This is a genomic window from Massilia sp. P2_C2 (assembly GCF_056404615.1).
This window is the reverse complement of record NZ_JBFUDR010000142.1, coordinates 1-15,971: the sequence shown is the minus strand read 5'-3', so window position 1 is coordinate 15,971 and position 15,971 is coordinate 1. Positions and strand designations below refer to the sequence as shown.

The following is a 15,971-nucleotide window of genomic DNA, read 5'->3' as shown; positions in this document are numbered from 1 at the left end:
TTGCCGGACAATGCGGTCCGACACCTTGTGCAGGAAGTCACTGCGACGATTCGCAATCGTCGCGTGGATCGCCTTGACGCGCCGCTTCTTGTGGGCGCGCTGCGCCAACGCAAGCGCTTCTTCGGCACCACGATAGATCCGCTGCGCTTCTATCTTTTCGCCCGTAGACAGCGTCGCGAAGTCTTTCAGGCCGAGGTCGATACCGACACCGCGCAGCGGTTGCCTGGCATCGATATCGGGCGCGGCCACATCGATCACGATATTCAGGTACCAGTGCCCGCACGCGTCGCGCGAGAAGTTGGTGCCGTCCTTGATCTTCCCTTCGGGCAGCGGCCGGCTGTTGAAGACGCGGAAGGTATTGCCCGCGAAGCGAAAGGCATCGCCTTCCCGCTTCAGTTCCCGTCCCTTGATCGGTACCCGACCCAGGGAACGCTTGCCGCGATAGCGAAGATAAGGTCGCTTCTTTTGCGAACGCGACTTCGCATACTGTTCGCAGACCGCATTCACGGTCCCCGAATGCAAGCCCAGTTCCTTGCTACTGCCGGTCGTCAGCTTGTTAAGGTCGAAACCCGTCAGCCAGGGGCGGCCAAAACGCAGCGCATCCTTTTGCCGATCATTGCAGTAATTCCAGACAACGTTACATGCATGCGACTGCCTGTTGAGCAGCCCGTTACGGGATTTCACGCGGTAACGATAAACAAGTATCATACTGTGATTATATACAGCATTTTTGACAACCGAAAGGCATCGATTGCTGCGCAATCGGCTCCTTTCCTGCCCGACCTGAAGGACGGGATTTCTCGGAGTACCTGATGAAGCTCGACATCGTCCTCGCCGACCTGAAAGGCGTGCGCGTGGCGCTGGCCTTTCCGCCGCCTGCGTGGGTCGCGCCCGGCGTCGGCGACGTGCTGCTGGAACGCCTGCGCCCCTTCTTTCCCACATTGCCCGTGATGCTGGTGTCCGTGCACCGGCATGGCGTGCGGGCGCATGCAGCGTTCCAGGCGCTGGCACTCGTCGAGGGTGCCGACCTCGCGCACTTGCCGCGCCAGACGATCGACCTCGACATTCCACCGCAAGCGCCGGACGTGCCGCCGCCGTTTTAACAGGCAATATCAGTCAAACGTTTTCTGAGGCACTGCCATGAAGGAAGCGTCGAACCTGCCCTGATTACACTTCGGCGACTGCATTGTTTGCCGAACTAGTGGCTTACGATCTCAATAGAGACTGGAGGAGCAACGATTGCCGACATTTCCGATCGAGAAAAACAGCACAATTCCTGACAAATGGACAGCAACACGTTCGGAAACTCGTGTTTTTAATCGCATGGTTCGGCGTCCCTGCATTCTTCGAATTCAAAAAAACGGCCGGGCGATGCCGGCCGCATGAAACAGGGGTGCGGAGATCAGCCGCTGTTCCTCAACCCCGCCGAAATGCCGTTGATCGACATATGCAGCCCGTTGCGGGTCGCATCGTCATCGACACCGGCGCGGTAACGGCGCAACAGTTCGACCTGCAGGTGGTTCAGCGGATCGATGTACGGCAGGCGGTTGCGCAGCGAACGCTGCATCTGCGGGTTCCCGTCCAGCAGCTCGTCCTGCTCCATGATTTGTCGGAGGATTTCCACGGTGCGGGCATGTTCGGCGCTGATGCGGCCGAAGATCCGGTCGCGCAGGCCGGCGTCGGCGACCAGCGTCGCGTAGCGGCCGGCGATCGCGATGTCGCTCTTGGCCAGCACCATGTCCATGTTCGACAGCAGCGTGGTGAAGAACGGCCACTCCTTGTACATGGTGCGCAGCAGCGCGAGGCGCTCGGCCGGCGCGTCCGCGATGAAGCGTTCCACCGCCGTGCCGAAGCCATACCAGCCCGGCAGCATCAGGCGGCACTGGGCCCAGCTGAACACCCACGGGATTGCGCGCAGGTCTTCGATCGAGCGCGACTTCTTGCGCGAAGCCGGACGGCTGCCGATGTTCAGCGCGGCGATCTCCGAAATGACGGTCGATTCCCAGAAATAGGTCTCGAAGCCTTCCGTTTCATAGACGAGCGAACGGTAGGCGGACAGCGCTTCGGTGGACAGCAGGTCCATCGCGGCGACCTGTTCCGCGTCCGGCTGCGGCTGGGCGTGCGACAGCAGCGTGGCTTCCATCGTCGCGGCGACGAGCACTTCCAGGTTGCGCCGGCCGACGTCGGCATTGGCGTACTTCGCGGTGATGACTTCCCCCTGCTCCGTCAGGCGGATGCGACCCTGTACGGCACCCGGCGGCTGCGCCAGGATCGCTTCGTAGCTCGGGCCGCCGCCGCGTCCCACCGAACCGCCGCGGCCGTGGAACAGTTGCAGCTTGACGTCGTGCGCGCGGAACACGGCGATCAGTTCCAGCTCCGCCTTGTGCAATTCCCAGCCGGAGGTGACGTAGCCGCCATCCTTGTTGCTGTCCGAGTAGCCCAGCATGACTTCCTGCAGGCGGTCGCGCGACTGCAGCAGGCGCATGTAGAACGGCAGGCCGAACGCCTCGGCCATGATCGCGGGGCCGGCGCGCAGGTCGTCGATGGTCTCGAACAGCGGGATGATGTTGACGTCGAGCGTGCCGAGCGTCGGATGCAGCAGGCCGGCTTCCTTCAGCAGCACGGCCACTTCCAGCAGGTCGGAGACGGAGGCCGCCTTCGAGATGATGTAGTTGACCACCGCCGCGCGGCCGTATTTCAGGTGCGCCTGCTTCGTCTCGCGCAGGATGGCCAGCTCGGACGCGGTCTCTTCGGAATAGGCTTCGAACGGCGAGACGAGCAGCCGCGGCGTCTGCAGTTCTTCCAGCAGTACCTTGCAGCGCTCCCCTTCCGCCAGCGCCAGGTAGTCGGCGCCCGGGCGCGCCTGCGCCAGCAGTTCGGCGATCACGCGCTCGTGCACGTCGGAGTTCTGGCGCAGGTCGACGGGCGCGAGATGGAAGCCGAACACTTTCACGGCGCGGCGCAGCGTGCGCAGGCGGCCGCGCGCCAGCTGGCGGGCGCCGTTGGCGACGAGCGATGCGTGGATGACGTCCAGGTCGGCCAGCAGCTCGGCCGCGCTGGCATAGGCCGTCGCATCCGGTTCGGCGCTGCCTCCGACGAGCCAGGCGCGCGTCGCCACGAGGCGCGCATGCATGCCGTGCAGCGCCTGGCGATAGGGTTCGTCCTGGTGGTGCGGCGAGTTGTCCGGCGTGCGTTCGGCGATGCGGCGCAATGCCTCGGTGCTGCCGCACAGCGACTGCGCCTGCGACAGCTGCGATGCGAGCGTATGCACCTCGGGCAGATAGAAATCCAGCGCACGGGTCGCCTGCGCCCTGAGCGTGGCGCGCAGGATGTCCGCGGTGACGAACGGATTGCCGTCCCGGTCGCCGCCGATCCAGCTGCCCACCTTCATGAACGACGGCAGTTCGCGGTCGGTCCAGGCGGCGTCCTTGTGCGCGAGCGAGTCCTCGAGGGTGCAGTACAGGCGCGGCAGGCTGCGCAGGATCGTGTAGTCATAGAAGGACAGGCCATTCTCGACTTCGTCCAGCACCGACAGCTTGGCGGGACGCAGCAGACGGGTCTGCCACAAGGTCAGGATGGCGCGCGCCAGCGCTTCCTCGTTGTCCTGCTCTTCGTCGGGCGTCAGCTGCGTGCGGTCGCGTTCGCCGATCAGGCGCGCGATCGCCATCTGGCAGTTGAGGACGCTCTTGCGCTGGACTTCGGTCGGGTGCGCCGTGAACACGGGGCTGACGTGGGCATCGTCGAAGAACGCCGGCAGGTCGTCCATGCGGCCCGCGGCGAACACGCCGTCGACGGCGTGGGCGATGCTGCCCTTCTTCGGCGCCGAACCGGCGGACAGGTGCGCGCGGCTGCGGCGGATGTGGTGCTGGTCTTCGGCGATATTGGCCAGCAGCGAGAAATACGTGAAAGCGCGGATCAGCTGGGTGCGCTCATCGGACGAGATGCCGGCCAGGATCGCAGCCAGTTCCTCGTGCGCGCTGCCGTCCTCGTCGCGCCGGAACCCGATGCAGCTCCTGCGGATCGACTCGATGCGGTCGAACACCCCTTCGCCCTCCTGGGCCCGGATGGTTTCCCCCAGCATGCGGCCGAGCTGGCGGATGTCCCGCCCCAGCAACTCTTCCTTGAAGTTCCGTGCCTCTTCAACGCTCATTCAAGCTCTCCCATCGTCGTCCTGGAACGACTTAATATGAAAATTTTTTACAGAATACGCATCAGCCGTCCAACATAAGCCAGCCAACCCCTTGTATATACGTGCCTGCGAAAAGCGCACGGCGGAGTGGAATATACAATGTTATGAAATTTTACTACAAACATTGATCAGTTCGGGGCTTGGGTTGAAAAAATGCTACACGTGGAGAAAGGTCTTGCTCAGGCGGCTTCCATCTGCTCCGAGGCGACTTCCACCCGGTTCCGGCCATTCGCTTTCGCGACATACAGTGCGCCATCGGCACGCTTGATCGCGGACCCGATGTCTTCGCTCGGCTTCAGGGACGTCACGCCGAACGATGACGTGACGCACAGCCCGTGGGGCCATTCCCGCCGCGTCATCGCGACGCGCAGCTTTTCCACCATCTTCAGGGCGTGTTCGACGTTGGTCTCGGGGCACACGAGCAGGAATTCTTCCCCGCCCCAGCGCACCAGCTTGTCGCTCGAACGCACCTCGCCCCGGATGATGGCGGCGAATTGTCGCAATACGTCGTCGCCGGCTTCGTGGCCGTACTGGTCGTTGATCCGCTTGAAATGGTCGATATCCAGGAAGACCACCGCCATTTCCGCGTCGACGTGGCCGGTGATATGCAGGCGCTTCATCAACACCTCCCGAAGCCCCTGGCGGTTCAGGGCGCCGGTGAGCGGATCGGTATGGGCGCGGTCGGCCAGGTCGCGCGCTTCCAGTTCCAGTGCCTTGTTGATGGCGGCCAGGCTTTCGAGGCGCGAATTGCTGGCGGAGAGCCTGTTCCGCACATGCAGCAGACTCAGCGACAGTCCCAGGATGCCGCAACCGATCCATGCACCTACCAGATACCTGAGCAAGATCGTATTCGATATCCACTTGCCCCGGAACCGGATGGACCGGAATTCGATCACGATCGGCTGGCCGGGGGCGACCGCTCCCGTCGAAATCTCCACCGCCGTCACGTTATCGAGCCGGGCATACGTCTTTTCCAGCGGGATATGGTATGTGCTTACCCACCAGTCGGCGGTGCGCAGGACATTCATGGGAATCGTGAAGGTGGACTGGGCTGGAACGTCGAATTCGACCAGGTTATAACGCTGCGAGTTCCAGTCGTCGACCTTCGAGAATTCCAGTTCGAAGTTGGTCAGGTGGAGCCTGATTTTTCTCTGGGCCGGACCCGAATAACGCATGTCGAACGTCACCGTGTCGAACTGGCTGAAGTCGATGCCCTTGCTTCCCTGGCCCATGTGGAACTGGATCTTACAAAACGGCCAGTTATACGCCGTACCCAGCGTGCAACGCATGATGAGCGCGTCCCCGGTGCGCTCCAGCGCCGAGACGGAATTGCCATTCTCGTGGCGGTCGTCGGCGACGGTGACGCCGTAGGGATGCGTGGGTGAGATCTCGAGCACTCGCGTCATGCCAAAATGTTGCCACATAAGCAACATCGGCGTCAGGATCAGGAGCAATCCCACGAGGGATTGAACGATCGTCATTGCGCGGGCGGATCGCAGAATCATGCACAGTTCGCAGATGTATTTATCGGCGACCAATATTACTGAAAATGTTACGCGGTTGCGAAACATTTCTGTGCGGCAGGCGCACTTACCGAGTGACCAGCGCGAATATCGCCCGACCTTGACGCATGGTTCTCTCGAATTCAGGACGCCAAATGATCGCGCCTGCCCTGCTTCCAGATCATGAGAAATGGCGTGTCCGCCGGCGCTGCAGGAAAAACCGCAGCATCTCCCAGCTGGCGTTCGGCCCGCTTTCGTCGGCATAGCTGCCGCGCCTGGTGCCGCCTGACCAGGCATGCCCGCTTCCCTTGATGGTCCAGTGCTCGGCCACGACGCGCCCGGATCTTCCTTTGTGAACGTGTCTGACGAACGCGCGGCCACCGGCTCTTCCTGCCTCCCTCGACACCGATACCTCCATCTGTTCGTGCCGAACCCGTGCTGCGTGACTGGCGAGAAATTGTTGGACGATACACTCGCTATTTCTGGGGTGAACCGTACAGTCTGAATCACCATGGAATACGATAACGGGTACGTCGGTTGCCGATGCGGGATGGGATAACGCGCTCGCGTCAACGCCGTCCTTCATGGCCAGCATTGCGCTATAGGAGTCGGTCGCGCAGCCGTGTGCGAGGCCAGAGTGACAGCCGATTGCGGCGAACAATTCGGGATAGGTTCGTCCCAGGACGACGGCCATGGCCCCGCCGGCGGACAGGCCGGCGACATACACGCGCGTCTCATCGATCGCATGTTCAGCAATCACTTTTCGCGTGACACCGGCAATGAGCGCCGGCTCGCCCCGACCGCGATGATGATGACTTTCCTCAAACCAGTTCCAGCACATGCTCCAGTTGGCGCTGACTGACTGCCTGGGATAGACGACGAAGCATTTGTGCCGCTCGGCCAGCTCATTCATGCCCGTACCGAGCGCAAAGTCGTCGGCGTCCTGCCCGCCGCCGTGGAGCATCACGATCAACGGCAATGGCTCACCGGTGTGCCCGCTGGGGATGAACAGTTTGTAGTGCAACGATCCTTCATCGGAATCATAGCGTTGCGAAATGAACTTACTACCGCCTCCCGAGGGAACAGGAGATGCGTACCCTAGCCAGTTGGGTTGACCGGTCCACGGGGATTGCGCCAGGCTCGACCACGTATCGAGTATCACGTTCAACATGTTTGACTCCTAGATGGATGATCGAATCTCCAATGTATTTTTGTTGATTTTGACGCAGTGGTGCGGCGCAACATACAGCGATCAGGCCGTGTGCGTGTAGGACAAGGTCCAGCACATGTGAAGGGTTCGTGGTACACCTTGTTGGTTGACGAAGCAATGAAAGACACGATCCGTCAACCTGGCGGCCATGCATAATAATGGCTCTCGCGAGCGCGCCGGCGTGCCGCTCTGGACATTTTTCGATGCAGACGGACATGGCAAAACATGCGGCAGGATCGCCACTGGTGCTCAGCGCGTCGCAAACGTTCTGATGCCGCTCTTTCTGTGATTCGGAAGGAACAAGCATGAGTCAATATCACCACACTGTCGGCACGCGGACCTATACGTTTGCCGACCTGCGCGATCTGATGGCCAAGGCGACGCCCGCGCGCTCCGGCGATCATCTTGCCGGCGTGGCTGCCGGCAGCGCCGAGGAGCGCGTGGCCGCGCAGATGGCCCTCGCCGAACTGCCGCTCATGACCTTTTTGAACGAGCCGGTCGTGCCATACGAGGTGGATGAAGTCACGCGCCTGATCATCGACGAACACGACGCCTCGGCCTTCCTGCGCATCCGTCATTTGACGGTAGGCGATTTCCGCAACTGGCTGCTGGGCGACGAGGCCGACACGGCGACGCTGGCTCAGGTCGCGCCCGGGATCACGCCCGAGATGGCGGCTGCCGTTTCGAAGATCATGCGGATCCAGGACCTCGTCCTCGTCGCACGCAAGTGCCGTCCGGTCACGCGCTTCCGCAACACGATCGGCCTGCCGGGCACGATGTCGACCCGCCTGCAGCCGAACCATCCGACCGATGACGCGTTCGGCATCGCCGCCAGCCTGTTCGACGGCCTGCTGTACGGGAATGGCGATGCGGTCATCGGCATCAACCCGGCGACGGACAACGTGCCACAGGTAATCCGCATCGTCGAAATGCTGGACGAAATCATCTCGCGCTACAACGTCCCTACCCAGTCCTGCGTGCTGACGCACGTGACCAACACGATCGCCGCGATCGATCGGGGTGCGCCGGTCGACCTGGTATTCCAGTCGATCGCCGGGACGCAGGCCGCCAACGCCAGCTTCGGCATCGACCTCGCGCTGCTGTCGGAGGCGCACGCGGCCGCACTGTCGCTGCAACGCGGCACGGTGGGCGACAACGTCATGTATTTCGAGACCGGACAAGGCAGCGCGTTGTCCGCCAATGCCAACCACGGCGTCGACCAGCAAACCTGCGAGGCACGCGCCTATGCCGTGGCGCGCAAGTTCAAGCCGCTGCTGGTGAATACAGTGGTCGGCTTCATGGGACCGGAATACCTGTACGATGGAAAGCAGATCATCCGCGCCGGCCTGGAAGATCACTTCTGCGCCAAACTCCTCGGACTGCCGATGGGCTGCGACGTCTGCTACACCAATCACGCGGAAGCGGACCAGGACGACATGGACGTGCTGCTGACGATGCTCGGCACCGCCGGATGCACATTCGTGATGGGCGTCCCCGGTTCGGACGACATCATGCTGAACTACCAGACCACGTCGTTCCATGATGCGTTGTACGCGCGCCGCGCCTTGAATCTCCTGCCCGCGCCGGAATTCCATGCGTGGCTGCGCGACATGGGCATCTTCGTGGGCGACGGGGAGATCAGCCTGGGCCGCACCCTGCCCGCGCCGTTCGAACGGGCGCTGATGCGTATTACCTGAGGAGGACGTCGTGTCGGACACCATCATCACACCCAACCCCTGGCAGGCACTGCGCCAGTTCACGGCCGCGCGCATCGCGCTCGGCCACACGGGTGTCAGCCAGCCGACGTCGGTCCAACTGGATTTCCAGCTCGCGCACGCGCGCGCGCGGGATGCCGTGCACCTTGCGCTCGATACGAAGGCACTGCAAACCGATATCGAGGCCGTGTGGCCCGAGATCGGTCCGTGCGTGCAGCTGCACAGCGCAGCCGCCGACCGCAACGTCTACCTGCAGCGTCCCGATCTCGGACGGCGGCTGGATGACGATTCTCGCGCCGCCCTGGCAGCCCTACGCGCTGCCGCGACGGAGGCGCGGCCGTACGATGTGGCCTTCGTGGTCGCGGACGGACTTTCCTCGCTCGCGGTCGCACAGAACGCAGCCCCCTTCCTGCAGGTGATACGTGAGCGGCTCCTGCAGGAGCAATGGTTGGTTGCCCCGCCCGCCATCGTGCTGCAGGGGCGCGTGGCGGTCGGCGACGAAGTCGGCGAACTCTTGGGTGCGAAACTGGTCGTTGTCCTTGTTGGCGAGCGCCCGGGCCTCAGTTCGCCCGACAGCATGGGCCTGTATGTCACGTGGGCGCCCCGCGTCGGCCTGACCGACGAGCGACGAAACTGCATCTCGAACGTCAGGCCGGCCGGTCAACGCTACGACGAGGCCGCGGGCAGGCTGCACTACCTGCTTGCGGAAGCGCGCCGGCGCGAGGTGACTGGTGTGGTTCTCAAGGATGAGACGAGCGGTCCGGTCTCGCTCGCGGGCGAAGAAAAGCGGAATTTTCTGCTATGACGAGCTGAAACAACTCGACGAGCAGCACTCGACCACATACGTGCCGAGTCGATGGCACGCAATACTGGCACCGGTCGTCACGCTGGAAGCGCTGGCGCAGTACCGCGCCGCATGGCAGCGCGACGCCGCCGATCCGCAACCGCTTCCCTATCTCGACTATGCCGACCTGCGCGCGACCGGCGGTCCCACCGGATCGTGCACGGAAGGTGCTTCCGGTTGGGGTGCGAGGCTCCGGAACGCCTTGGGCGTGCAGCCGTACTCTTCCTTGAACAGTTTGTAGAAATGCGAGACATTGGCATAACCGACCGAATATGCAATTTCTACTATGGGCTTATTGTCTTTGTCTGTCAGAAGTCTCGCAGCTTCCGCCAGCCTCAATTTATTGACGTAGTCCCTGAAGGTCATGCCGAGTTCCATTTTCAGGATCTCGTTGATTTTCTTACGGTTCGCTCCTATCCGTGCGGCCACGCTGCGCATGTCCAGTTCAGGGTCCGTGTAATGGGTGCCGATGAACTGCAGGATGGCTGCCTTTTCCTTGTCCTTGAACGGTTCCAGGGTCAATTTTTGGTATGCCACGAAAGGCAAGTCGTTTCTCAGATGCGATTCCAGGCTTGCAGCGAGAGCCCGGGAGTACGCTCGGGCGAACCAGACGCCGAATGTGCCCCAGCCAATTACCTGGATCACCGCCAGCGCGACGAGGTAGCGATAATCGCGGCCGTGTAGCGTGACCTCGCTGATCTCGACGTGGGAATCGACTTCACGCGGGCTATGACGGCTGACACCGAACACGAACTCGGCAACCTGCCCCAGATGGTAGGACTGGGGCGACGGGTCGACCTTGTACTCACTGAACCACCACGGAGGAATGGCGAGGCGCGTCAAATCCAGCGACACCGGCGTTCCCCTCTCGCTGCAGGAAAAGTGGGTTTCCGGCGATGGGTAGGTACGAAACTCGCCGGGCTTCGAAATCCTCGCGTCGAATGTAAGTATGCTGAAAAGCAGTGGGTTCGCGGGCGCACATTTGGCCAGGAAGGTGACGGTGGTGTACCTCGACAAATCCGCCGGCACAGCATTGCCCTGCTTATCTTCCAGCAGCAATTCCGCCGCAACAAATGGGTAATTCGCGGCACTCGTGATTCTGAAGTCGAAGCGAAGCGACTGCTGCCCTGATTCGAGAACGCGAATGGTCGACGTGCCGCCCCGTGTGGCGTCCGTGTCGGTGACCATGCGCCAACGCACTCCCCCTCGTTCCTGCGGAATAAGCGAAGCGGACGGGTAGCTTTGATCGATGCAAAAACAAGCAATCAGCGCATCGGCAATCACAAGAAGGATAAGCGCAAATAGCGCCTTCTTGTAGAATTCTTGCATGACACTCAACCGGGCTCGTTCCCTTCCGATATGCCGTCTGGATCATATCAGCAGTGGCGTGTGGCGTGGTTGCCGATTTCCGCTCCCTGGCCGACAGGAGAAGGGAGACAGCGGTCGAACCCTCGCGGACCTCCAGGCTGGCCGGCAGTGAAAGGACGAGCGCTGCTGCGGGCTTGGCAACGGCGCCAGCCTGGACCTCAGGCCTGTTGGTGGCACTACTGCGCCCATTGGACCCGACAAGAAGAGCCACCAGCACAGCCAGGATGACGAAGTGGACGTTGTGCTTCCTGTTCAAGATGGACTCTTCCAAAAATGCATGATTATTTTGGATTTGCCGGCATGACAACAGCGTGAGTACGYATTTGYATCTTGAAAAGTATGAATCTGACGTTAAAACCACTTGCGACAATCCGCTGCGGCCCGTTTCCGGTGCCGCAGCGGTCATGAGCTACGTCAGAGTCGTACTGCTCAGTTGGTGTAAATCACACCACGGCCGGCGCCGGCGAAGTAGATGCGGCCGTAGGTGTTCCAGTCAGCCGCCATCGCGTCGACACCGCCGAACTGGTGCGTATCGTCGTTGAAGCGCGCCCAGGTCGCACCGCCATCGTCCGAGTGGTAGATGCCCCACACGCCGTTCATCGTGCCCACGACGTAGATCGCGGCCGAGTACGTGCTGCCGGTCTGTGCCTTGCCGAGCGCGATCATGCTGGCGCCCTGCAGCTGGGCCGTCGAACCGTTGGCCGGAACCGTCGCGAAGCCGTTCAGCTTCGTCCAGCTGGCACCCGAATTGGTCGAGTGGTACACGGCGTTGCCGTCCGCCAGCCACAGGTCGCCCTCGACGTTCGGGTTGACGACCATGGACGTGGTCCAATAGGCGTTCGGGGCCAGGTTCGCCGACACCGAGCCCTGGCTCAACGTGTAGTTGTGGCCGCCATCGGTCGAGACATAGACCTTGCCCGTCGTGTTATTCCACGGTACGCCAGCCGAATCGTAGGCATAGACCTTGTTCGGATTCTTGCGGTCGACGACCAGGCGGTAGCCGCGATCCCAGCCGACGGCCGGCAGCGACGGCAGGTTGGTCGAAGTCCAGCTTGCGCCATTGTTCGTGGTGTAGGACGGCACCGAGTTGGGGACCGCCCAGACGATGTTGTTGCGGGCCGTGGTCACGATGTTCCCCTGGCTGTGCAGGTTGGTGGCGGCGCCGTTGGGCAGGGTCGCGAAGTTCGCCCACGTGGTGCCGCCGTCGCCGGACCAGAAGCCGTAGGCAGTGCTGGTCGAGCTGTTGGAGGCGCTACCGACGATGTAGTTCGGATCGGACCACAGCACGTCGGTGGAGTAGCCGTTGCCCCAGTCGGTGTTGGGGCCCTTCGTCGGGTGCGCCGCGAGGTCCGTCTGGAGCCACGAGCCGGCATCGCCGAAACTGGCGGCGAACTTGTACGACGCGCCGGCGGGCGGCGTGATGAGGGCCGAGGTGGTGAGCTCCTCGAAGTTGTTGAGCGGAACGTCCCAGGCCGGCGCGGTCTGCGACGCACCCCAGGTTTCCCAGATGCCGCCGCCGTGGACGTGCAGGACGTGATCCTTGTTGGTCGGATCGATCTTGACGTCGTCCACCCAGCCCCCGGCCGTTCCGGTGCCCCAATGCGTCATGCCGGCCGCGATTTCGCGCCAGGTGCCGGGGGCGCCGGCGCTGTCGGACAGCTGGATGACCGGGTCGGTGGTGTTCCAGACACCGGTAATGGCCAGCACGACGCGGGTGGTCGAGCCGGTGCCGAACACGGACACGCCGCCGTAGCCGTAGTTGCTGCTGGCGAGCTGGTTCCAGCTCTCGCCGTGGCCGCTGCCGCCGAACTTGTAGAGGACGCCGGGACCGCCGGCGCCCTGCCCGGATCCTTGGGTAAACGCGATGTAGATATAGCCGTCGCCGCTGCGCGCAACGTGCGGGACATGGTAGCCGGTCACGTTGGACGGGACCGTCACCGGCGTCCACGAGGTGCCGCCGTTGGTGGACTTGTACAGTGTCGAGGTCAGGCCCGCCGCCTGTTTGTAGTCCGGTGCGATGGCGGTATACATGGTCGAGTTGTCGAAAATGACCTGCTCGACGCCCCTGACTTTGCCGATGGCCGAGATCTGGGCGTCCGTGAGCACGGTGCTCGACAGCCCCGTCTGGGTCCACGTCTGGCCCGCGTTCGTGCTCTTCCACAAGCCGGCCGTGCGCGAGGCGTAGAACATCGTCGATGGATTGTTCGGGTCGACCTGCAGGCGTTCGCCGATGGCCCGGGCGTCTTCATTGCCGCCCACCGGGAACGGCAGGTCGTAGTGCGTCCAGGTAGCGCCGCGGTTGCTGGAGGCATACAGGCGGCCATTTTGCCTGTGGCCGTTGCCGTCGAGCGTGGTCAACCCGGCGACCAGGTACACGAGCTGGTCGTTGCTCGGGACAACCGCAAGGCTTTCGATGCCGTGGTACATGCTCTCGCCGCCGTTGAAACCGATACCGTCCGTGATGGGCGTCCACGCGCCGTTCCCTTCCCAGCGGTAGGCGCCGCCGACGTCGGTACGGGCGTACATGACGTTATAGCTGGTCGGATGGTAGATGATGCCGGTGACGTAGCCGCCGCCACCCCACTTCGCGCTCGTATAGCTGGTGGCCGAGCCGGTGGTGGCGGCAAGGACGGGCGCGGTGCCTGACGCGCCCTGGGTCGTGCTGCCCCCGCTGCAACCGGCCAGGATGCCGGCGACCAGGGCCGGGATGATGATGTTGTGCTTACGAATCATAATGTCTCCTCCAAAAATGGATGGATATTTTCAATTTGCCGGCATGTCAGACACTCTGTCACGCCAAGCCGGCTGCTCTACGGCTTTCTGAACCGCGAACTCAAGGCCTGTACCGGGCATGGTTCGCGTGTCGTGCAAAGGTATGCATATGCCTGACGGCGCTCTACCGTTTAATGCGCAAATTCCCGGAATGTGCAGAAATTGCTAGGGAATTGCGCAGATCGTTTTAGTGGATAGCAGGGAGGCATGGGATCGCTGTCCCGATCACAGCGGAACGTGGATGCCTGGGTCGCGCGCCTGGAGAAGCCCGGCTGGAGTCAAGGCCGGTAAAGGAAAAGTACAAGGGGAACCGCGCAAGACGCGAGGAGCGGACCACCGATCTGTCGTTTCTGGACCGCGAAGGAGTTGCTATTACAACATCGCGGTCAGCTTCGTCGAGTGACCGATCTACGACTTACGGGATGATGGCCGGAAGGCGTTTCTAACCGGCTTGCCAGGCTTCTGAACGCCTTTGGGCTGCAGCCGTACGCTTCCTTGAACAGCTTGTTGAAATACGAGCTATCGGCATAGCCGACCGAATACGCGATTTCCGCCACGGTCGCACTGGCTTTGTCGGTCAGCAATCTGATCGCTGCGGTCAACCTCAATTTCGTCAGGTAGCTGGTGAATGTCATGCCGAGTTCCGTTTTCAGCACGTCATTGATCTTGTTACGGTTCGCCCCCGTGCCTGCGGCAACACCGTCCAGGTCCAATCCAGGATCCGCGTAATGGGTGGCGATGAAGCGCAAGATGGAGGCCTTTTCCTCGTCCTCGAACGATTCAACGGTCAATTGCCGGTATGCCACGAGGGACAGGTCTTTTTTGAGTCGGGATTCCAGCTTCGCGATGAGTGCGAGGGACTGCGCCCAAAAAAACCAGATACCATAGGCACTCCAGCCGATCACCAGCACCGCCGCCAGCACGACGAGGTAGCGCTCATCGCGGCCATGCAGCGTGAGATGGCTAATCTCGACATGGGAAGCGGGCTCGCGCGGGCTGTACTGGCTGGCACCGAATTCCAATTGCTCTACTCGGTCCAGCGTGTAGGACCGGCGCGCAATGTCGACGTGCGCGACCTCGTACCACCACTCCGGGATGGCCAAACGCGTGAGATCCAGCGAGACCGGCATCCCCTTTTCGTTGCAGGAGAAGAAGGTCATGGCTGGCAGGTATGGCAGCTTTTCGCCCGGCTTCGTGACACCCTCATCGACGGTGTTGATGTTGAATATCAGCGAATTGGCGGGCTCGCATTTGGCGAGGAAGGTGATAGTCGAGTACTTCGACATATCCCCCGAAGCAGGTTTCCCGTCCGCGTCATCGATCAGCAATACTACCGACGCCCACGGATAAGTGATTGTTCTCGATAGCTTGAAGTCGAAGCTGAGCGACTGTTGCCCGGTGTCATGGATGCGAACCGTCGACGCGACACCGTCCAGGCCGTCGGTCTGAGTGGCAAAGTGCCAATGCACCGCACTTTTTTCCTGCGGCATGAGCGAAGAGGTCGGATAGCTTTGATAAATGCAAAAACACGCAATCAGTGCATCGRCAATSAGAAGGAKAACGAACGCGASGARCGCCSTCCTGTAAAARTRMTGCATGTCTATCAATCGTAGCGAGGTAGTTGCCCTTCGGCTGCCGGATGGGCATCGAAAATCATACCAGCTTTACCGCCTCCGTCCTGGACTCCGGCATGAATGACCCGGCAAGCGCCACTTGGCCCGGAAGGTGGCCGCCGCGCGGCCACTCGCAAAGACTCGGAGCGCGGATGCGCGCCCCTGAACAGGCATCCCGATTTTCGTGAAATCTGCGCGCCCGGTAGGTCGGCCCAAAATTACTTACCAGCCCGGCCAGAAACGAAAAAGGCCAGCACTGAGGCTGGCCTAACTCTATGATTCTATTGGTCGGGGCGAGAGGATTCGAACCTCCGACCACGTGCACCCCATGCACGTACGCTACCAGGCTGCGCTACGCCCCGACTCGGGCCACAATTATAACAGAGGCAGTCAGGATGAGTAGGCTTTTTGTCACCAAGCACCTTGGCAACTACTTCCATTCCCCGCGCAGGGCCAGCACCTGTTCGTACAGGCCTTCCGGCGTCACCTCCTGCGGCGGCACCGGCTGGCCGACGGCCAGCGCCAGGTGCGAGCGCAGGCCGCGCGAGAACGAGCGCTCGAACACGTTCGACGCATCGCGCGAAAACATGCTGCCCCACAGGCCGCGCAGCGCCATCGGGATGACCGGGACCTTGCTGCGCGCGACGATCTTGGCGATGCCGCCGCGGAATTCGTTCATCTCGCCCGTGCGCGTCAGTTTCCCCTCAGGGAAGATGCACACGAGTTCGCCTTCGTGCAGGGCTTGCGCGATGTCGACG

At 62.0% G+C, this 15,971-nt stretch carries 11 protein-coding genes and 1 tRNA gene; 3 read left to right on the top strand and 9 right to left on the bottom strand.

Annotated features, from left to right (window positions below):
- Positions 1-708, bottom strand: a 708-nt coding sequence (locus AC1DYX_RS17140; RefSeq protein WP_477260911.1) for an RNA-guided endonuclease InsQ/TnpB family protein, incomplete at its 3' end; no start/stop codon positions are given.
- 104 nt (positions 709-812) lie between these two features.
- Here AC1DYX_RS17140 and AC1DYX_RS17135 point away from each other — a divergent pair.
- Positions 813-1,103, top strand: coding sequence for a hypothetical protein (locus AC1DYX_RS17135; protein ID WP_477260909.1), 291 nt, complete (start codon positions 813-815; stop codon positions 1,101-1,103).
- Positions 1,104-1,402: 299 nt separating this feature from the next.
- Here the strand turns inward: AC1DYX_RS17135 and ppc are convergent, their stop codons facing one another.
- The 3 genes from ppc to AC1DYX_RS17120 all read right to left on the bottom strand — a co-directional run bounded on the left by ppc (position 1,403) and on the right by AC1DYX_RS17120 (position 6,862).
- Positions 1,403-4,150, bottom strand: a complete 2,748-nt coding sequence (gene ppc, locus AC1DYX_RS17130; protein WP_477260907.1) for a phosphoenolpyruvate carboxylase — start codon at positions 4,148-4,150, stop codon at positions 1,403-1,405.
- A gap of 218 nt (positions 4,151-4,368) precedes the next feature.
- Entirely contained in the window at positions 4,369-5,595 is a 1,227-nt protein-coding gene (locus tag AC1DYX_RS17125; RefSeq protein ID WP_477260905.1) for a GGDEF domain-containing protein, read from the bottom strand.
- A 277-nt stretch (positions 5,596-5,872) separates the two neighbouring features.
- A complete protein-coding gene (locus tag AC1DYX_RS17120) occupies positions 5,873-6,862 on the bottom strand; it encodes an extracellular catalytic domain type 1 short-chain-length polyhydroxyalkanoate depolymerase (RefSeq protein WP_477260903.1) in 990 nt (329 codons plus the stop codon).
- Between the two features lie 344 nt (positions 6,863-7,206).
- On the opposite strand from AC1DYX_RS17120, the gene AC1DYX_RS17115 reads away from it, so the two are divergent.
- Together AC1DYX_RS17115 and eutC are read left to right on the top strand one after the other, a co-directional pair.
- Complete coding sequence (locus AC1DYX_RS17115; protein WP_477260901.1) at positions 7,207-8,598, top strand: ethanolamine ammonia-lyase subunit EutB; 1,392 nt, start codon at positions 7,207-7,209, stop codon at positions 8,596-8,598.
- Between the two features lie 10 nt (positions 8,599-8,608).
- Positions 8,609-9,421: an ethanolamine ammonia-lyase subunit EutC gene (eutC, locus tag AC1DYX_RS17110; RefSeq protein ID WP_477260899.1), complete on the top strand. Its 813-nt coding sequence runs from the start codon at positions 8,609-8,611 to the stop codon at positions 9,419-9,421.
- Positions 9,422-9,577: 156 nt separating this feature from the next.
- Here the strand turns inward: eutC and AC1DYX_RS17105 are convergent, their stop codons facing one another.
- The 5 genes from AC1DYX_RS17105 to AC1DYX_RS17085 all read right to left on the bottom strand — a co-directional run.
- Positions 9,578-10,789 (bottom strand): AraC family transcriptional regulator, encoded by a 1,212-nt coding sequence (locus tag AC1DYX_RS17105; RefSeq protein ID WP_477260897.1) that lies wholly within the window; start codon positions 10,787-10,789, stop codon positions 9,578-9,580.
- A 468-nt stretch (positions 10,790-11,257) separates the two neighbouring features.
- Positions 11,258-13,561, bottom strand: a complete 2,304-nt coding sequence (locus tag AC1DYX_RS17100) for a WD40/YVTN/BNR-like repeat-containing protein (RefSeq protein WP_477260895.1) — start codon at positions 13,559-13,561, stop codon at positions 11,258-11,260.
- 425 nt (positions 13,562-13,986) lie between these two features.
- On the bottom strand, positions 13,987-15,090 hold the full coding sequence (locus AC1DYX_RS17095; protein ID WP_477260893.1) for a helix-turn-helix domain-containing protein: 1,104 nt from the start codon (positions 15,088-15,090) through the stop codon (positions 13,987-13,989).
- Positions 15,091-15,498: 408 nt separating this feature from the next.
- Positions 15,499-15,575: transfer RNA gene (locus AC1DYX_RS17090), tRNA-Pro, on the bottom strand.
- A 68-nt stretch (positions 15,576-15,643) separates the two neighbouring features.
- Positions 15,644-15,971 (bottom strand): 1-acyl-sn-glycerol-3-phosphate acyltransferase (locus tag AC1DYX_RS17085; protein WP_477260891.1); only part of this gene is annotated, 328 nt, incomplete at its 5' end.